We start from the raw sequence: 19,356 nt of genomic DNA on the forward strand, positions 1-19,356 counted from the left end.
TTCACGCCAGAACGGCTTGATCAATGGCTTGAAACCTATCCCATTGAAGACTTGGGTCTGCCTAACCATACTGGATCGCCCATCCCTGATGATCCGACCGACAGCATCATCTCTACACCGATCCCAGCAGAGGTGGGGCCGAATATTTTGGCCTCTGAGCGCACGCAGGAAGAGTTGGACGCCTTGGCAAGCGACCCCGCCAGAGGAGGCGTTATTAATGGAAAAACCGAACAAGAACGCAAGATTGGTCTTGGTGCCGAGGAAGCTGGTCTGATTGCAGGCCCCATTGTCCGCGATCCCACTGGTGCAGCTGAGTTTATTGATGCAGATGGTCAGGCCTGGGATGTGAAGGGCTTTCGCAGCGATTTCCCTGCCAGTGCTGGTGGCTTTGACATTGATAAGGACATCTCAAAGGTTGAGCGGGAGTCGGCGGCGGGTCACAATGTAATCATAGATACAGAAAACCTGAGCGAAGCAGACCTTGAAGCTCTTAGGAACGAAATTGAACGCCGAGGAATCTCAGACAGGGTGGGATACTGGCCATGACAAAGCTTGATCTTCAACAGCGCGTAGATGCGTTTAGCGATGGGCAGGGTCGGAACCTTGACCATGGAACTTTCCTTGAAGAGCTTGGATTGGACTTCAGAGATGTACTTCTTGATGATCGCAACCTGGCTGGTGCCGTGATACCCGGTTCGAACTTTTCCGGCATGGTTATGGAGAACGTTGATTTTTATGGCGCAAACTTGGGTGGTGCAAATTTCTCTGGGGCGGTCCTTAAGAATGTCGACTTCACGAAAGCGAATCTTGACAATGCCAATTTCACAAATGCCACAGTTGTTGGAGGTAGCTGGTTCAGAGCAACGTGCATAGGCGCGCAGGTTGTCGGGCTTACATTTTCCGGGACTAATCTGGAACGAACTTTCCCTCAGCTTTCGTAGCTTGATCGCCTGACGATTTCGGTCATGACTCACAGGTCACTCAGAACCTGGTGGTGGTCGAAGGGCCCAAAAACCCCGACTATTTGATCAACGGAGAGATTTACGATCACTACGCGCCCTCAAAGGACCGAGCCCGAAACATTTGGAGTGAAGTAAAAGGCAAAGTCGAAAAAGACCAGGCTGCAAACATCGTCATTGGCCTGCAAGATAGCAGCGTTGATGAAGACGCCCTTCGGCAACAATTTGAAAACTGGCCAATCGAAGGGCTTGGCGATGTGATAATCATCCGCTCTGACGGAACTATCGGGAGGCTGTGATGGCAATCGAGTATCATATTTACACCGATCTGGACATCCAAACGTTGAAGGGTCGAACCGAAGCCGCCGCCAAAAGTACGCAGTGCCTTTGGGAAGGTTGGTGGGTTAACGATGACTTGGGGCCGTTCCACGAGGAGATCATGGAAGATTACGGTGACCGAAAGGGCATAAAACGGCAATGAGATCGCGTCATTTCAAGGATCGCAGCGTTCAGGCGCGTGCCAAATTGCTTGAGTTTTTTGACTCTTTGCCTGGTCGAAAACTCATCCTGAACGGCGACAGCTTTGTCGATTTTCGCGAAGGCTGAGAGTGAGAGCCGCCATTGGACCAGCCGCGGCGAAAGCTCACTTTGTCCGCATTACAGACATTCACACCCCGCCCCTAGAAAACCAACAAACGGGCCGACCCCCGCCGCCCCGCCAACCGACATAAAACTTTTATCAAACCGTCACACTGTCCCCATCACAGCCCGGCCAGGACGATCCAAACAACAGATCAGATTGGGGTGTCCAATGAAAATCGCAGTATTGGGTGGAGACGGGTTTTGTGGCTGGCCCCTTTGAATTAGATAGAAGAGATTCGAGAAGAGGATTTTGATTTGTTGAAGTTTCGACTTATTGCCGCTTCGATGACGTTCGCCCTCATTATTGTCGGTATTGTAGCTCTCGCTTTTGTCGGTTCTGTAGCCCTTTTTGCCATTTCAAAAGCGGCTGGTGAGGGGGCTTTCGATTCGTGTAAATTTGAAACCGAAGAGCAGGCCATAACTGTTGCTCGACGGGAATTCGCTTATTCAGTTAAGAATAGCAAAGAGCTACAAGGGCACAGCTTTGAAGTCAGCGTGCTTCATTTTGGAATTAATCCCAAAGGCGACTACTCGGCACGGCTACTATTCAGGTCTATCGATTCGCCTGAAGTGGCACGAGATATGTTCATATTCGACGACTGCACTCAAGCCCAGACAAAGGTCAAGTAAGCCTCAATTTCTAACTCGTAGAGTTGGGCATGCAATAATGCCATCGTCTCATCTCTGTCGTTGCTGTCGGGTTGCGCTTGCAACTGTCTGACTTGTGGAGAGCAAGGATCAAAGTCGTGGGCACCACGGGACCAGAGCCACGCACAGATACAGTATCGGAGGCCGTAGCGGCGGGACGAGCCTAACCAAAAGCGTACGTTCGCTTATGGCAGTAAAGTCCCGCATTACCGACATGCCCCCCCGCCCCTAGAAAACCAACAAACGGGCCGCCCCCCGCCGCCCCGCCAACCGACATAAAACTTTTATCAAACCGTCACACTGCCCCCATCACAGCCCCGCTAGGACGATCCAGACAAGAGATCAGATTGGGGTGTCCAATGAAAATCGCAGTATTGGGTGGGGACGGGTTTTGTGGCTGGCCGACGTCGCTGCATCTGTCCGATCAGGGCCATGAGGTCCATATCATCGACAACCTGTCGCGGCGCTGGATCGACACGGAACTGGGCGTGCAATCCCTGACCCCGATGGATTCCATCCAAGAGCGCTGTCGTATCTGGAAAGAGATCAGCGGCGAGAGCATCCGCTTTCACCTGCTGGATCTGGCCAAGGATTACGACCGTCTGCGTCACTGGCTGGCCGAGTGTCGCCCCGATGCGATCATCCATTTCGCCGAACAGCGCGCCGCGCCCTATTCGATGAAATCGGACCACCACAAGGTCTATACGGTCAACAACAACGTCTCGGCGACGCATAACCTATTGACCGCGCTGGTCGAGACCGGCATCGACGCGCATCTGGTGCATCTGGGGACCATGGGCGTCTATGGTTACAGCAGCGTCGGCGCCGCCATCCCCGAGGGCTATCTGGACGTCGAGATCGAGAACCTGCAGGGCGAAAAGAAGGGGATGGAGATCCTCTATCCCACCCGTCCGGGCAGCGTCTATCACATGACCAAGTCGCTGGATCAGATCCTGTTCCAGTTCTACGCGCAGAACGACGGGCTTCGGATCACGGACCTGCATCAGGGCATCGTCTGGGGTACGCATACCGAACAGACGCGCCGGCATGAGCAGCTGATCAACCGGTTCGATTATGACGGCGATTACGGCACGGTTCTGAACCGGTTCCTGATCCAGGCGGCGATCAACTATCCCCTGACCGTGCATGGCACCGGCGGGCAAACCCGCGCGTTCATCCACCTGCAGGACACGGTGCGTTGTATCGAACTGGCCCTGTCGGATGCGCCCAAGGCGGGCGAGCGCGTCAAGATTTTCAACCAGATGACCGAAACCCACCGCGTACGCGATCTGGCCAATATGATCGCGGATCTGACCGGCGCGGAAATCGCGAACCTCCCGAACCCGCGCAAAGAGGCCGCCGAGAACGATCTGATCGTCAAGAACGACCATTTCCTTGATCTGGGCCTGAACCCGACGACGCTGGCCGATGGGTTGATGTCCGAGGTGGTCGAGGTCGCGCGCAAATACGCCCATCGCATCGACCGCAGCCGCGTACCGGCGGTCAGCGCATGGACCAAGGACATCGCCACACGGGTCAACCACGACCCCGAGGGGCGGCAGCTGCGCTCGGTCTCGTAATGGCGAATGATCTGCGCCGCGCCTGTGTGACCCTTGTGACGAATGACGACTTTGCGCTTGGGGCGCGGGCACTGGTGCGCTCGCTCGGCCATTCGGGCACGGGCGGCGATATTGTGGTGATGCATACGGCCGGTGTCGGGGCGGACGCCCTGCGCCCGCTGGCCGATCTGGGGGCGATCCTTCACCCTGTCGACCTGTTGCCGACCAGTGACGCGTTCAACGCCCGCCATGCGCGCGGGGCGCTGCACGGTGCGGCCCCGTTCACCAAGGGGACCAAGCCCGATTTCCACACGCCGTTGGACAATTTCGCCAAGCTGCGCCTGTGGCAATTGCCCTATGATCGGGTGGTGTTTCTGGATGCCGATACGCTGGTCCTGCGCCCGCTGGACCGGTTGTTCGACTATCCCGAATTCTGCGCCGCCCCGAATGTCTATGAGAGCGTCGCGGACTTTACCCGTATGAATTCCGGCGTCTTTACCGCGCGCCCGAACCCCGCGACGTTTGACCGGATGCTGGCCAAGTTGGACACGCCCGACGTGTTCTGGCGGCGCACCGATCAGACGTTTTTACAGGCGTTTTTCCCTGATTGGCACGGTCTGCCGGTCTATGACAATATGCTGCAATATGTGTGGTTTGCCATGCCTGACCTGTGGTCGTGGGAGCATATCCGCGTGCTGCATTTCCAGTACGAAAAGCCGTGGCAAGATCACGCCAAGGCGGATCAGCTGCGCCCGCTGATCGACCTGTGGCGCGCCTATGCCGGTGATGGCCCGATCCCCGATCTGTCCGACCTGCCCGCCCCATGCTGATCGCGCTGACGGGGGCAAGCGGCCTTGTCGGGGCGTTCATCCACCGCGATCTGGTGGCGGCGGGGCACCGTGTGGTGACCCTTGGCCGGTCAGGGGATGTGCGGTTTGAGCTTGGCGATCGTCCGGACCTTAGTGGCGTCAACGCCCTAATCCATTGCGCGTTTGACCATCTGCCCGGACGTTATCGCGGGGGTGAGGGCGACGATCCGGGCCGGTTCATCCGCCGCAATGTCGACGGGACCGCCGCGTTGTTCGAGGCCGCCCGCGATGCCCGCGTGGGCCGCATCGTGTTTTTGTCGACCCGCGCGGTCTATGGCGATTATCCGGCGGGGACAGTCTTGACGACCGCCCTGCCCCCGCGCCCCGATACCCTTTATGGACAGGTGAAATTACAGGGCGAACAGGCACTGGCGTCGCTGACCGGTCCCGCCCTATCGGGCCTGTCCTTGCGCGCGACGGGGGTCTATGGCCCCCCCGCCAAGGGTCAGCGCCACAAATGGGCCGATCTGTTTGACGATTTCCGCGCGGGTCGCCCGATCCCGCCCCGTCGCAGTACCGAGGTGCATGGCGACGACCTGTCCCGCGCGATCCGCCTGCTGTGGGATGCGGATGCCGCGTCGGGTGTGTGGAACGTGTCGGATTTCACGTTGGACCACCACGATCTGTTGGGCGAACTGGCGCGGGTTGAGCGGCTGCCCCACACCCCGCCGCCGCCCGCCACGAACGTGGTCAGCGCGATGGAGACCGCCCCCCTGCGCGAACTGGGCTGGACACCCGGTGGTCCCGCGCGCCTGTGGGCCGATCTGCCACGGCTAGCCACGGCGACCTGAAACGGATGCCCCACTGAGTCGCGCGCGACCTTTTTGCTGGCGATTCTGTCGTTCGATCGACAAAACTGTCTGTCCAGACTTTCCATCGCCTCACACAGATATGTGAATATGTGCCTGCTGTGCCGGTTTTGAGCTGGCGATATTTCCCATGAAAATAAGCCCGATCCGCGCTTGTTTCACCGGCCGCCTCACCAAGCACACACCCTTGCCACCTTTCTGCCACAATCAAAAGCGGGGGAAATCCGGCACGGGAATTATACTTTAGCTTACACGCATAACCTACTGTTTTGCATTGTAATATCAAAAGTTAACACTCTTACCATTCGGACAAATTCCACATAGAAACAGATCGTTTCCAGTCTGGAACCACTGACTTTCGCCCCCCAATTCTCACAGGCAGTTTACTCACGCTTCCGTGAGTGGCTGCGGTGATTTCTCACCGATACGTGGGCTGTACGGAGCATTTTCAACGGAGGGCACCCCATGGCCTCGGATAGTAATTCCACAGACACTTCGATTTCTGTCACCACGGCGACCGACCTGAACGCCGACATTCTCGAGACCCTCGAAGGTCTGAATGTCACGGGCGAAGAGACGCTGTTTGGTGACGCGACCCAATCTTTTACAAGCTTTGAACTGGACGCGCAGGACTCGATTATTGACGTCGAAACGCCGGGCGTTTTCGTGGACGCGGGCGACGGTTATGACGCCGTGAACGTCCAGAACGACCAAGGCGTCGATATCAGCGGCCTGTCGCGCTATTCCGCCCTTGGGCGTGAGTTGGGCGTGAGCAGCGACCAGACGGGGTTCGTCATTAACGAACGCGGCGCCACCGCGACCATTGGCGGCCAAGAGGTCACCGCGAACTACTTTAGCCTGTTTGAAAACAGCCTGACCCGTAGCGGCGAGCTGTTGTCCTCTACCGCCCTTGCAACCACGACGCAACTGGCCTCGGTCCTGTTGAACGTCGAGGCGATCCGCGCCACGGCCTTTAACGACCGCTATTTCGGCTATACCGAAGACGCCGATGTCTATCTGGGCGCGGGCGATGACTATCTGCGTTCGACCGGTGGCAACAAGACCATCTTTGGCGAAGACGGCGATGACACTGCCTATATCCGTGGCGGCTATGGCGCCTACTACGACGGCGGCGAGGATGACGATTTCGCCGATTTCTCGGGTGAGAAACAGGGCGTTCGCGTCGAAAACGTCGGTGTGTTCGGTGCGCTGGGACGTGAATTGGGCATCGGCAATGACGACCTTGCCTATTCGATCGCAAGCTCGTCCCGTCAGGTCGAATTCAACGGCGAACTGGTGTCGGCCAACCGCAGTACAATCAACAACAACGCCTCGCAAACCACCGGTCAGCAACTGTCGGATTCGGCCGTGGATACGGCATTGCAGTTCGGTCACTTGGCGCTGAACGTTGAAAAGGTGCGCGGCACGAAGTTCAACGACTCTTTTGTCGGCGGCAACTATGACGACCATTTCCAAGGCGGCGACGGCGACGATTACCTACAGGGTCGTCTGGGCGATGACACGCTGGACGGTGGGGCCGGTAACGACACGCTGATCCTTGAGGGCGGCGCGAAAACCATCATCGGCGGCGAAGGCACCGACACCCTGCGCATCACCTTGGCCGAAGGGAGCTATACCGTCTACGACAACGGCGACGGCACGGGCGATGTCACCATCATCGACAGCATCGGCGCGCGCAGCACCATTTCGGGCGTCGAATTTGCCCGCCTGAACGACGGCACCACGGTCGCTCTGCGCGATCTGGTCGTGGACGCCCCTCTGCCGCCCGCACCTCTGTTCCTTGAGGTCGAGGATGACCGCAGCAGCGTTCTGGAGGATGGCGAGGTTACGCTGAACGTTCTGGGCAATGACAGTGGCGACCGCATCAGCATCGTCTCGGTCGAAGACCCCGAAAACGGCAGCGTGTTCCTGAACGAGGATGGCACGATCACCTATCGTCCCGACGCCGATTTCTCGGGTTCCGAGACCTTTACCTACACCGCGCGCGACAATGATGGGGACCAGAAAACCGCGACCGTCACGGTCAGCGTCCAACAGGTCAACGACGCCCCCGTCGTGACCGTACCCCAAGGTGTCACCGTTCTGGCCAACACGCCGGGCGGCATCACCGTGGCCGAAATCGAGGCCACCGATGTCGAGGGCGACGCCCTGACCTTTGACATCGTGGGAGGCAATGACGACGGCCTGTTCGCGATTGACGAGACCTCGGGCACGGTCACCTTGGCCAATGGCGATGCGCTTGATCCGGCAGTTGATTACGCCATCGACATCGCGGTCAGCGACGGCGCGGCGACCACCGTGTCGACCCTGAACATCGACGTCACCGAAAGCGGCGTGAACTTCCCCTCGGCGGAGGAACTGATCGCGCAAACCGACCGCGCCTTCGGCGTCGACAACGGCTCGGGCTCAATCGGTTTGACGGGTGCGAACGACTATACGTCCGCCCTGCCCTTCCTGAACCTGATGAACGTCAGCCGTCCGGTCAACGCCCACGCGCCAGGTGAGTTCGGCAAGTACAACTACTATGAGCTGGACGAGATGGGCTATCTCGACGATAGCGGCTGGCCCACCGACATCCCCGAAGATGCGCCGACCCTTGGCTTTATCTTCTCGGATGTGATCGGGCGCGAAGGCACCTATGTGCTGCGCTATGAGGGCGAAGGCGAGATCAACCTTGCCCTTGACGCCGAAGTCATCAGCGAAAAGCCGGGCGAAATCGTGTTCCGCCACAACAGCGGCACCTTCGAGGTCCAGCTGACCGACACTGACCCCAACGACACGGGCGATTACATCCGCAACATCTCTATCGTCAAAGAGGAATATGTCGATCTCTATGACTCGGGCGCGATCTTTAACCCCGAGAGCCTTGAGCGCCTGCAGGACTTCCGCGAATTCCGCACCATGGCGTGGCAGCGCACGATCGAAAGCCCGATTGAAACGCTGGACGATCTGACCCGCGTGGACCACTCGACCTATGCCACGACCAGCGGCGTGCCGATTGAGGTTCTGGTCGCATTGTCGAATGAGGCAGGCACCGATCTGTGGCTGACCATCCCGACCAAGGCCAATGACGAGGTCGTCGATTACTATGCCGAATATGTGCGTGATAACCTTGACCCGAACCTGAAGGTCACGGTCGAATACGGCAACGAGCTGTGGAACAACGGCTATCAGGACACCCACGACCTGCGCGCCGAAGCGGTTGAGGTCTGGGGCGTCTCGCCCGAGGATCAGCCCGCCCACTCGGCCTATATCGCGTATAAGGCCACGCTGGTCGCGCAACGGTTCAACGCCGCATTCGACAAGGTTGAGGACGGCGATAAACCGCTGTTGCATCACACCTTGGGATCACAGGCCGCGCGCCCCGCGATCACGGAATACTATCTGGAATCCGAGGCATGGCAGATCAACGATCCCGATAGCTATGTCCCCGTGAACGAGACGTTCGATTCCATCGCGATTGCCACCTACTTTGGCGGCAACACGATCACCGACGACGAAGAGCGCGCCCTGTTGATTGAGGCGATCAACGATCCCAATGTCGATGCGAACGAGTATCTCTTTAACCTGCTACAGGACCCAGAATACGAGTTCTCGATCCCCTACACCGCTGAATTCCTCTATGAACAGCGCCGTTTGGCCGACCAATACGGTCTGGACCTGACGGATTATGAGGGCGGTGCGCACCTCTTGCACTTTGACAACACCGATCTGCCGCAAGACGTGGCCGAGAGCCTTGTCGACTTTTACGAGGGCTTTTATCGCAGCGACTTTATGCGCGTTCTGTTTGAACAAATCTGGGACGTCTGGCGTGAAATCGGCGATGGCGCATTCATGAACCACGGCAGCGTGGGCGAACCGTCGATCTATGGCTTCTTCAGCTTCCTATCGGATCTGGCCGACACCAGCCCCCGTGCGGAATTCCTGTACGAACAGAACGCCAACCAACCGGCATGGTGGGAAGATCGTGGCGGCGAGCATTTCCAACAGGGGATCATCGACACCGGCACCGCCGATGACGATCTTCTGATCGGGACGAACCAAGAGGACCATTTCGCAGGTGGTGAAGGCAACGACTTTATCATCGGCGGCAAGGGGGATGACGGCATCCACGGTGGCGCGGGCACTGACCGCGTGATCTTTAGCGGCGCGCGCGCCGACTATGCGATCTACCGTGAAGGCGAGACGGTCATCTTCCGTGGGCCTGATGGTCTGGATCGTGTGGTTGACGTCGAAATCGTCGAATTCCAGAGCGGTGAGGTCTTTGCCACAAACGATCTGGTCAAACCGGAAGGCAGCCAGAACATCGGCCCCGTCGCGGTGGATGATCAACTGACCATCAACGAGGACGCCCGCACCAACTTTACCACGCTGGAACTGACCCAGAACGACAGCGATGCCGACGGTGGCACCCTTGTCCTCGTCTCGGTCGAAGGCGCGGAACACGGTGTGATCCGTCTGCAAAACGACAACACGGTTCTCTACATCCCTGAAGAGGACTTTGTCGGGACAGATACCTTCACCTACACCGTGTCCGACGGCAACGACACCACCACCGCAACGGCGACCATCACCATTGTGAACCAGTTGGACGCGCCCGACGTGGTCAGCGAACATCTGGTGGTGTTCACACAGGACAGCGGCGTTGGCAAAGCGCTCTATCAGGTTCAGGCGTCCGATCTGGATGGCGACACCCTCAGCTATGCGATTGTGGGGGGCAACGACGACGGTCTGTTCACCATCGACGCGGAAACCGGTGTCATCAGCTCGACTGGCGTTCTGAAACCCGATGCGGCCGTGATCGCCGAGACGTACGATCTGACGGTAGCGGTGACGGATGGCACTTTCACCACCGAGAGCGCCATCACGATCGAGGTGCAGGATGACGCCAACATCCTGGTTGAGGAGGCACAGACCGGTCAGTTGCTGAACGGAGAAGAAGGTGCACACGACCTGTTGCAACTGACGGCCCAAGACGGCCAAGGACGCTATGTCGGTACGTTGAACCAGTTCAACGCGACTTACACCGATCTAGAGACCATCAACAACATCGACGACCTGTCGCCCTATGCCTACACCGTGTACACGCGCGGCTTTACCGGAGAGGTCGACGGCGAGGTGGTGACGGTCGACGGGTTGGTCGTGCGCTCGGGTCTGGAAACGGCGCTGCAATTCGGGAATGTCGTGACCAATGTCGAGGGGATCTCGGGCACCGAGTTCCGCGATGACATCTACGGCAACACCGGCGATGAACTCCTGCTGGGTCAAGGCGGCAATGACGTCCTGAGCGGCAGTGACGGCGATGACACCCTGAACGGCGGCATCGGCAACGATAGCCTGACGGGTGGCGCGGGCGCGGATACTTTCGTGATCGACGACATCAACAGCACCGACCGGATCAACGACTTCTCGGCGGAACAAGGCGACCAAATCGACATCAGCGCCCTGCTGTTGAACTACGATGCGGCCACCGATGATCTGACCGATTACGTCACGCTGGGCGTCAACCAGTTCAACCAGCAAACGATCGAGGTCAGCATCAATGGCGACGGCACCTTTACGGATGTCGCCCGCTTCCAGTCGACCGAATTCCGAACGACGCTGGACGAACTGTTGGACAGCGACAGCCTGTTCCTCGGCTAAACCCACTCACATGACCAACCAAAGGGGCGCTTCGGCGCCCCTTTTTCATGCACGCAGTCCAGATCAAACACAGAAGACCATCCCGCAAACGGGCCGCAACGATCAGAGATGATTGAGAAAGTGGCGCACCCGAAAGGATTCGAACCTTTGGCCTCTGCCTTCGGAGGGCAGCGCTCTATCCAGCTGAGCTACGGGTGCGTCTTGGCCCCGCTATACGACAAAGCGATTTGCCCTGCAAACGCTTTGTCGTCCTGTGCGGGGTTTGTGCGCGCGGTTACGCGAACAGGTCGTGGCAGAGTTCCAGCGCCTCCACCAAGGCGTCGACCTCGGCGGTGGTGTTGTACATCGCAAAGGACGCGCGGCAGGTGGCCGAGACGCCCAGATGCTCCATCAAAGGCCCCGCGCAATGATGCCCTGCACGCACTGCGACGCCCTTTTTATCAAGGACGGTCGAGATGTCATGCGCATGCGCAGCACCTTCGAGCGTAAAGGAGAAAATCGCCCCCTTGTTCGCCGCGTTCCCCTGCACGTTCAGCCAGTTCAGCCCATCCAGACGCGCGCGGGCATAGTCGGTCAACGCGCGCTCATGCGCGGCGATGTTGTCCATGCCCACATCCATCATATAGTTCAGCGCAACGCCCAACCCGATCGTCTGAACGATACCGGGCGTGCCGGCCTCGAACTTCATCGGCGGATCGTTATAGGTCACCGCGTCGCGGGTCACCTCACGGATCATGTCGCCCCCGCCCATGAACGGGCGCATCTCGGCCATGCGTTCCTTGCGGATATGGATCGCACCAGACCCCGACGGACCGTAGAGCTTGTGCCCCGTGATCGCGTAGAAATCCGCGCCCAGTTCATCGACATTGACCGCCATATGGACCGAGCCTTGGGACCCGTCGACCAGAACCGGCACGCCGCGTTCATGCGCGCCGTCAACGATGGTTTTGACGTCCACAACCGTGCCCAGAACGTTCGACATCTGGGTCACCGCGACCAATTTGGTGCGCGGCCCGATGGCGTCCAGAACCGCCTGAGGATCAAGGTTGCCGGTGGCGTCCACGTCCACCCATTTGAGGACAACGCCCTGACGTTCTCGCAGGAAATGCCACGGCACGATGTTGGCGTGATGCTCCATCACCGACAGGACGATCTCATCGCCCGCCTCAAACCGCGGCATGGCCCAGCCATAGGCGATCAGGTTGATGCCCTCGGTGGTGCCGCTGGTGAAAACGATCTCGTCCTCGTCCTTGGCCCCAAGGAACTTGGCCACGATCCCGCGCACGCCCTCGTATTTTTCGGTGGCGAGGTTCGACAGATAGTGCAGACCGCGGTGCACGTTGGCGTATTCCATCGAATAGGCCTGTGTGATCGCGTCGATCACCACCTGCGGTTTCTGCGCCGAGGCCCCGTTGTCCAGATAGACCAGCGGCTTGCCGTTCACCTCACGCGACAGGATAGGGAAATCCGCGCGGATTTTATCGACATCATACATGTTAGACCCCCAAGACAGACGACAGGCCCGTCACCGACAGTAGAATAATTATCAGAAAAATAAGAGCTATGCTCAGCATCAGGGCCGACACAATGATCCCGAACAGGACCTTTGCATAGGACTGAAATCCGTGCAGGACGGCGATGAACACCGTCATCAGCCAAACCAGAATACCGAGGCTGGCGAAGCTCACCAGTTTCGAGAGGATCTGCGACAACGGCAGCAGGATCAGTTCCGCCGCACCGAACAGCAATGACAGCACTTGCAGCCAAATCGTAATCTTCAGAGACCCATCCAAATCGCCGCTTCCGTCGCATCGGATCCCGATCAAGTGGATCGCGTGGACCGTCACAACGGTCGTGCCAAGAGATATGCCTGTGAAAATCAGTGGATTAACCACGACGAACGCCCAGACCGCGTGCCCTTGCAACAAAAATACATACGCAAACAGGGTTTGCAGTATCGCGACCAGCACGACGGCGAGGACCAAGGCCTGCCACAGAACCGGGCGCGGGACCTGTATCGCCAGAACACGCGCCGCCGCCTTGCGCGGTTCGCGCAGGGTTAAACTGGTCAGATCAATGAACAGGGTTTTCAGATCGGGCATCGGACCTTCGCGTTATTGGGCGGGTGACGCTGGGCCGAACTCGGCCTCACGCAGACCGAAGACCGAGAACACCAGAAACACCGCCAGACACAGACCCGAGACGAATGTCGCCTCGGCCCCCTGCCCCATAAACGCCTGAACCAGCCCGTTCAACAGCCACAGAGGCGACGACGCCAAAAAGGCCCAGAACAGACCCATCCGCGCCGTGAACCACGTTCCGCGACCGCCAAACAGACGGGCGATGATATGGGCCACGGCGGCAATGGCGTAAAACGCCAGCGGCACAAAAATGATCCACGCCCACAGGGCCCCGCTGACACGGGCGTCATAGGGGATACTGGGGTCCAGATAGGCCTCCCGCGACAGGCGCGGCAGTTGGGACACGAACACCAACAGGCATCCGACATACAGGATCACAAGCGCGCGGTCCTCGCGCACCGTGTCGCCGATCCGGCGCCGCATGACCTCACGCGGCGCCAGATAGGTGCGGACAATATCCCGCGAAACCGACATCAGCCCAGACGCCGGTCCATCCACGCCGCCAGACGGTCGCGGATTTGCTCGCCCAATGCCTCATCCGCGATTTCTTCAATCGCTTCGGCAAGAAAGGCCAGCGTCAGCAGGTTTTCCGCCTGTTTCTGCGGCACACCACGCGAGCGCAGGTAGAACAGCGCGGTTTCGTCAATCGCACCCGAGGTCGAGCCGTGCGAACAGGCCACGTCGTCGGCGTAGATTTCCAGTTCCGGCTTGGCCAGAAACTGGGCGTCGTCGTCCAACAGCAGGGATTGCGAAATCTGATACCCGTCGGTTTTCTGTGCGCCTTCTTTGACCAAGATCTTGCCTTGGAACACGCCGGTCGCCCCGTTACGCAGCACCTTTTTGAACACCTGACGGCTTTCACAGCGCTCGGCGTCATGGGTGATGAACACGGTATCGTCGTGCAGGAAGTTCGCGCCGTCGCCCATCGCCGCACCCGCCACATGGGCGCTTGCGTCATCACCGGTCAGTTCGATCACGACCTCATTGCGGGTCAGAACGCCGTTCGCGGTCAGGGTAAAGGATTTGAACAGGCTCTCGGTGCCCAGACGCGTAAAGATATGCGTCACAGCACGGCGTTCATGGTCACGGCCTTGGGCACGGACGTGGTGGAACGCGGCGCGGTCTGCGACCTCGACCTCCATCACCTTGTTGAAGCGCGCGGCGGCGGGGCCGTTCTCCAGAACGGTCAGTTCTGCGCCCTCTTCGACCTTGATCACATGGTGCAGGGTCGCGTCCGAGGCCGTGTCCTGATGCAGATAGACCAGACGCACGGGCTTTTCGGCCTTGGCCGTCGCACGGATCAACAAACCATCCGTCGCATAGGCCGTGTTCAGCGCGGCCAGAGGACGGGCCACCGGCGTCTGACCACGGGTTTCCAGAGCACCATACAGGTCCTTGGCCCAATGGATATCGGCCGCGCCGGCACCGGCCAGACGTTCGATTTCCACACCGGCCAGCGTCAGGTCGTCCGAGGCATCTGCATCGAACACACCGTCGACAAAAACGACCTTAACCGCATCGACGTCGTCGAAAATCGGGGTTTCGTCGCCCGCATCGAACACCGCCGCCGAGGCAGGATCGACCGAGACCAGATCGGTCGGGTTGGTGTATTTCCAGTACTCGTCGCGGCGGGTCGGCAGACCCATGTCGGCCACGCGGGCCACAGCCGCCGTGCGCGCCGCGCCCAGCCAGCCGTCACCGTCCACCGGGCCAAGCGCCGCCAGACGGGCATCCGTCGCGTCTTGCTTTACCTTGGGCAGCGCCATTAGTCGACCTCCGCCAGAATGTCGGCATAGCCGTTGTTTTCAACCTCAAGTGCCAGTTCGGGACCACCGGTTTTCACGATGCGACCCTTGGCCATGATGTGCACGACATCGGGTTTGATGTGGTCCAGCAGACGCTGATAGTGGGTGATCACAAGGAACCCACGACCCGCGTCACGCAGGGCGTTCACACCCTCGGACACCAGTTTCATCGCGTCTACGTCCAGCCCCGAGTCCGTCTCGTCCAAGATGCACATCTTGGGTTCCAGCATCGCCATCTGCAGGATCTCGTTGCGCTTTTTCTCACCGCCCGAGAAGCCGGTGTTGACGGGACGTTTCAGCATGTCGGCATCGATCTTCAGCGTCTTGGCCTTTTCGCGCACGACCTTCAGAAAGTCCGCCGCGCTCATCTCTTCTTCACCGCGCGCTTTGCGTTGGGCGTTCACGGCGGTGCGCAGGAAGGTCATGTTGCCCACACCCGGAATTTCGACCGGATATTGGAACGCAAGGAACAGACCGGCGGCGGCGCGCTCTTCGGCCTCCATCTCCAGCAGGTCCTCACCGGCCAGCGTGGCCGAGCCATCCGTGACCTCATAGCCGTCCTTGCCCGACAGGACATAGGACAGGGTCGATTTACCGGACCCGTTCGGGCCCATGATTGCGTGCACCTTGCCGGCCTCGACGGTCAGGTCGACACCTTTGAGGATCTGCTTGTCCTCTTCTTCAAGTTTGACGTGCAGGTTCTTGATTTCCAGCATTTTTCTTTCCCAATATTCCCTAAGGACGATCCGTTGAGCCGCCCCGATTGTTCCCTTGATGACGTCAGCCCAGTTGCACAGCCGTGCCCGAGGCCGACACCATCAGCATGTTGTTGATAACTTCGTAATCCAGATCGACGCCCACGATTGCATTGGCCCCAAGGGCGTGTGCACGGTCCTGCATTTCACCCAGCGCGGTTTCGCGCGCATCGGCCAGTTTCGCCTCATAGCTGCCTGCGCGACCGCCGATCACATCGGTGATCTGGGCAAAGATATCGCGTACGATATTCGCACCCATAATGGCCTCGCCCGTGACGATGCCCTTATATTCCGCGATCTGATAGCCCTCGACCGAGCCGGTGGTAGTGACGATCATGGCCGTAACTCCTCGGATTACTGTTGTGACTTCGTTGGCGTAGCAATCGCCGAACGGCACAGGTGCCGTTCGCCAATTTTAGCCGACCGACCCTTCCAGCGAGATCGCGACCAGCTGTTGTGCTTCCATCGCGAATTCCATCGGCAGCGCCTGAAGGACCTCTTTACAGAAGCCGTTCACGACCAGCGCGACGGCCTCTTCTTCGTCCATCCCGCGCGAGCGGCAATAGAACAGCTGATCATCATCCACCTTGGACGTGGTCGCCTCGTGTTCGACGCGGCTGCTGTTGTTCTTGACCTCGATATAGGGAACCGTGTGCGCCCCGCATTCCGACCCGATCAACAGGCTGTCACACTGGGTGTAGTTGCGGCTGTCCTTGGCCTTGGGGTGCATGGACACGAGACCACGATAGGTGTTCTGGGCCTTGCCCGCGCTGATCCCCTTGGAGACGATGCGCGATTTCGTGTTCTTGCCCAGATGGATCATCTTGGTGCCGGTGTCGGCCTGCTGCATGTTGTTGGTGATGGCGATCGAGTAGAACTCACCCTGACTGTCGTCCCCACGCAGGATGCAGGACGGGTATTTCCACGTCACCGCCGAGCCGGTTTCGACCTGCGTCCACATGACCTTGGCGCGGTCACCACGGCAATCGGCACGTTTGGTCACAAAGTTATAGATGCCGCCCTTGCCCTCTTCGTCACCGGGGAACCAGTTCTGAACGGTCGAATATTTGACCTCGGCATCTTCCTCGATCACGATCTCGACCACGGCGGCGTGCAGCTGGGCCGTGTCGCGTTGCGGGGCGGTACAGCCCTCAAGGTAGGACACATAAGAGCCCTTGTCCGCGATGATCAGCGTGCGCTCAAACTGGCCGGTGTTTTCCGCGTTGATGCGGAAATAGGTGGACAGTTCCATCGGGCAACGCACCCCCGGCGGGATGTAGACAAACGAGCCGTCCGAGAACACAGCCGAGTTCAGCGTGGCATAGAAGTTGTCCGACTGGGGCACGACGCTGCCCAGATATTTCTTGACCAGTTCGGGGTGCTCTTTGATCGCCTCGGAGATCGAGCAGAAGATCACACCGGCCTTTTTCAACTCGGCCTGAAAGGTGGTGCCGACCGAAACCGAGTCAAAAACCGCGTCCACCGCGACCTTGCGGCCTTCGGCGGGCATGTCCTCGGCGCCCTCAACACCTGCAAGGATCATCTGTTCCTTGAGAGGGATGCCCAGCTTTTCATAGGTCGCCAGCAGTTTGGGATCGACCTCGTCCAGCGACTTGGGCTTTTCCTCCATCGATTTCGGACGGGCATAGTAATACTGGTCCTGAAAATCGATCTCGGGATAGTTGACCATCGCCCAATCGGGTTCGTCCATCGACTGCCAGCGCTGAAACGCCTGCAGACGCCATTCGGTCATCCATTCGGGTTCTTCGTTTTTCTGCGAAATCAGGCGCACGATATCTTCGGACAGGCCCTTGGGGGCATATTCCATCTCGATTTCGGTTTCCCAGCCGTACTTGTACTTGCCGGCCATCGCGTTGACGGTTTCAACCGTCTCGCGATCGACGCCTTCGCGCACTTCGGTCTCTTTGACAGGTTCCATTCGCGTTTCCTTCCTACCGCCCGTGGTTCGGGCGCCTGTTCGTCTGTTCGTTGTTTCGTTCACGCCGCGCGGGCGCGGAATTTCTGATGTTGGCTCAGCCATGCTTTGGCGAACCGGTCGATGTCGTCGCGGGTCGTATCGGGCCCCAGAGACACGCGCAGCGCACCGGACGCTGCCGCCTCGTCAAAGCCCATGGCGCGCAGAACCGCACTGCTGCGCACCTTGCCCGAGGAACAGGCGGACCCTGCGGACACGGCAAAACCGGCCAAATCCATCTGCATCACTTGGGTTTCGCCCTTCCACCCCGGGGTGGTGAAATAGGTGGTGTTGGGCAGGCGGTTCGCCCCCGTCCCTACAAAAATAGTATCGGGTGCGCTCGCTGCAATGATCTGCTCTAGCGTATCGCGCAGGGCGCTGATCGGTTCCCACACCCCATTGGCCAGATCGCGCGCCGCCGCCTCGGCCGCCGCGCCAAAACCGGCGATGCCGATGACGTTCTCGGTGCCCGAGCGCCGCCCCATTTCCTGACCGCCGCCACGGATTTGCGCGGCGATATCGGTGCCGCGTTTCAAGACCAGTGCGCCAATCCCTTTGGGTCCGCCAAGCTTATGCGCAGACACCAAGGCCATGGTCGCGCCGGTCCAGTTGAACGCGACGGGAATTTTGCCAAAGGCCTGTGTGAGGTCGGACAGGTACAGACCCTGCGGCAGATCCTGAATCACACCGGTTTCGGAATTCGCCAATTGCAGGGTCGAGGTCGCCGGATCGGTCACGGTCACACGGCCATCACCGTCCACCGGCAGATCGGGCGTGATCCATGCGCCAACCGCGTCATGTTCGACCGCCGCGCCGTGAATGCCCTGCCCGTTCAGGGCAAGAGCCGCGCCCTCGGTCGCCGAGGACACGAACACCACATCCGCCCCATCCGCACCCAAGGCCGCCGCGACCTGACCGCGGGCCCGCTCGATCAGCGACTTGGCCGCACGCCCCTCGGCATGGACGCTGGACGGGTTGCCCGCCACATCCATGGCCGCGATCATCGCTTGCCGCGCCTCGGGGCGCAGCGGCGTCGTGGCGTTATGATCCAGATAGGTGCGGGTCATCTACGCCTCATCCACCACGGTGAACAGGGTCGGCACCGCCGGACAGGGGGCCAGATCGTTTTCGATCACATCCGACAGGCGGGTCTGATGCAAAAAGACATAGACATGGGCGCTTAGGCCTTCCCACAGACGGTTGGTCAGGGATTGCGCCTTACTGCCCGACATGCCACCGCTTGCGCCCGCGCCGGTGTGCATGGCCGACACGGTCTCATCCACCGCGCCAAGGATATCGGCCACACGGATTTCGGAGGGGTTGCGGGCAAGGCGATAGCCGCCCCCCGGACCACGTACCGATTCCACCAGTTCCGCGCGGCGCAGTTTCACGAACAGCTGTTCCAGATAGGGCAGTGAAATGCTCTGGCGTTTTGAAATCTCGGCCAAAGAGGTCAGCGCGCCCGCCGGTTGCAACGCCAGATCTGCCAGCGCAACCATTGCATACCGCCCTTTGGTACTGAGTTTCATA

General features: G+C 59.4%; 17 protein-coding genes, 1 tRNA gene and 1 pseudogene. 9 read left to right on the forward strand and 10 right to left on the reverse strand.

The window, feature by feature from the left end:
* The 9 genes and pseudogenes from R1W00_RS00005 to R1W00_RS00045 all read left to right on the forward strand — a co-directional run.
* A pseudogene (locus R1W00_RS00005) lies at positions 1 to 546 on the forward strand (hypothetical protein); the annotation flags it as partial.
* A complete protein-coding gene (locus R1W00_RS00010; RefSeq protein ID WP_317260660.1) occupies positions 543 to 941 on the forward strand; it encodes a pentapeptide repeat-containing protein in 399 nt (132 codons plus the stop codon). The pseudogene R1W00_RS00005 and the gene R1W00_RS00010, both read left to right, overlap by 4 nt.
* 53 nt (positions 942 to 994) lie before the next feature.
* Positions 995 to 1,258 carry a hypothetical protein gene (locus R1W00_RS00015; protein WP_317260661.1) on the forward strand — a complete coding sequence of 88 codons (264 nt, stop codon included), beginning with the start codon at positions 995 to 997 and terminating at the stop codon, positions 1,256 to 1,258.
* Positions 1,258 to 1,440 carry a hypothetical protein gene (locus tag R1W00_RS00020; protein ID WP_317260662.1) on the forward strand — a complete coding sequence of 61 codons (183 nt, stop codon included), beginning with the start codon at positions 1,258 to 1,260 and terminating at the stop codon, positions 1,438 to 1,440. The genes R1W00_RS00015 and R1W00_RS00020 overlap by 1 nt, the downstream gene beginning before the upstream one ends.
* A 416-nt stretch (positions 1,441 to 1,856) precedes the next feature.
* A complete protein-coding gene (locus R1W00_RS00025; protein WP_317260663.1) occupies positions 1,857 to 2,231 on the forward strand; it encodes a hypothetical protein in 375 nt (124 codons plus the stop codon).
* Positions 2,232 to 2,608: 377 nt separating this feature from the next.
* Positions 2,609 to 3,829 (forward strand): NAD-dependent epimerase/dehydratase family protein, encoded by a 1,221-nt coding sequence (locus tag R1W00_RS00030; RefSeq protein WP_317260664.1) that lies wholly within the window; start codon positions 2,609 to 2,611, stop codon positions 3,827 to 3,829.
* The gene (locus R1W00_RS00035; RefSeq protein ID WP_317260665.1) at positions 3,829 to 4,638 is read left to right on the forward strand and encodes a glycosyltransferase; all 810 of its coding nucleotides are present in this window, start codon (positions 3,829 to 3,831) and stop codon (positions 4,636 to 4,638) included. Before R1W00_RS00030 ends, R1W00_RS00035 begins: the two co-directional genes overlap by 1 nt.
* The gene (locus R1W00_RS00040; RefSeq protein WP_317260666.1) at positions 4,632 to 5,468 is read left to right on the forward strand and encodes an NAD(P)-dependent oxidoreductase; all 837 of its coding nucleotides are present in this window, start codon (positions 4,632 to 4,634) and stop codon (positions 5,466 to 5,468) included. The genes R1W00_RS00035 and R1W00_RS00040 overlap by 7 nt, the downstream gene beginning before the upstream one ends.
* Positions 5,469 to 5,951: 483 nt before the next feature.
* Positions 5,952 to 11,150, forward strand: a complete 5,199-nt coding sequence (locus tag R1W00_RS00045) for an Ig-like domain-containing protein (protein ID WP_317260667.1) — start codon at positions 5,952 to 5,954, stop codon at positions 11,148 to 11,150.
* A 121-nt stretch (positions 11,151 to 11,271) separates the two neighbouring features.
* Here the strand turns inward: R1W00_RS00045 and R1W00_RS00050 are convergent.
* The 10 genes from R1W00_RS00050 to R1W00_RS00095 form a co-directional block, all read right to left on the reverse strand.
* Positions 11,272 to 11,348, reverse strand: a tRNA-Arg gene (locus R1W00_RS00050).
* Between the two features lie 76 nt (positions 11,349 to 11,424).
* Positions 11,425 to 12,645: a cysteine desulfurase gene (locus tag R1W00_RS00055; RefSeq protein ID WP_317260668.1), complete on the reverse strand. Its 1,221-nt coding sequence runs from the start codon at positions 12,643 to 12,645 to the stop codon at positions 11,425 to 11,427.
* A 1-nt stretch (position 12,646) separates the two neighbouring features.
* Positions 12,647 to 13,252, reverse strand: coding sequence for a YIP1 family protein (locus R1W00_RS00060; RefSeq protein ID WP_317260669.1), 606 nt, complete (start codon positions 13,250 to 13,252; stop codon positions 12,647 to 12,649).
* Positions 13,253 to 13,264: 12 nt separating this feature from the next.
* The gene (locus R1W00_RS00065; RefSeq protein ID WP_317260670.1) at positions 13,265 to 13,765 is read right to left on the reverse strand and encodes a YIP1 family protein; all 501 of its coding nucleotides are present in this window, start codon (positions 13,763 to 13,765) and stop codon (positions 13,265 to 13,267) included.
* Entirely contained in the window at positions 13,765 to 15,057 is a 1,293-nt protein-coding gene (gene sufD / locus R1W00_RS00070) for a Fe-S cluster assembly protein SufD (RefSeq protein WP_317260671.1), read from the reverse strand. The genes R1W00_RS00065 and sufD overlap by 1 nt, the downstream gene beginning before the upstream one ends.
* Positions 15,057 to 15,812: a Fe-S cluster assembly ATPase SufC gene (gene sufC / locus R1W00_RS00075; RefSeq protein WP_317260672.1), complete on the reverse strand. Its 756-nt coding sequence runs from the start codon at positions 15,810 to 15,812 to the stop codon at positions 15,057 to 15,059. Before sufC ends, sufD begins: the two co-directional genes overlap by 1 nt.
* A gap of 64 nt (positions 15,813 to 15,876) precedes the next feature.
* Positions 15,877 to 16,188 (reverse strand): YbjQ family protein, encoded by a 312-nt coding sequence (locus R1W00_RS00080; protein WP_317260673.1) that lies wholly within the window; start codon positions 16,186 to 16,188, stop codon positions 15,877 to 15,879.
* A gap of 78 nt (positions 16,189 to 16,266) precedes the next feature.
* The gene (sufB, locus tag R1W00_RS00085) at positions 16,267 to 17,790 is read right to left on the reverse strand and encodes a Fe-S cluster assembly protein SufB (protein ID WP_317260674.1); all 1,524 of its coding nucleotides are present in this window, start codon (positions 17,788 to 17,790) and stop codon (positions 16,267 to 16,269) included.
* A gap of 59 nt (positions 17,791 to 17,849) precedes the next feature.
* Entirely contained in the window at positions 17,850 to 18,893 is a 1,044-nt protein-coding gene (locus R1W00_RS00090; RefSeq protein WP_317260675.1) for a cysteine desulfurase family protein, read from the reverse strand.
* Positions 18,894 to 19,355, reverse strand: coding sequence for an Rrf2 family transcriptional regulator (locus R1W00_RS00095; protein ID WP_317260676.1), 462 nt, complete (start codon positions 19,353 to 19,355; stop codon positions 18,894 to 18,896).
* Between the last annotated feature and the right edge of the window lies 1 nt (position 19,356).

Source organism: Rhodovulum sp. FJ3, assembly GCF_032918305.1.
Taxonomy (GTDB): Bacteria; Pseudomonadota; Alphaproteobacteria; order Rhodobacterales; family Rhodobacteraceae; genus SAT37.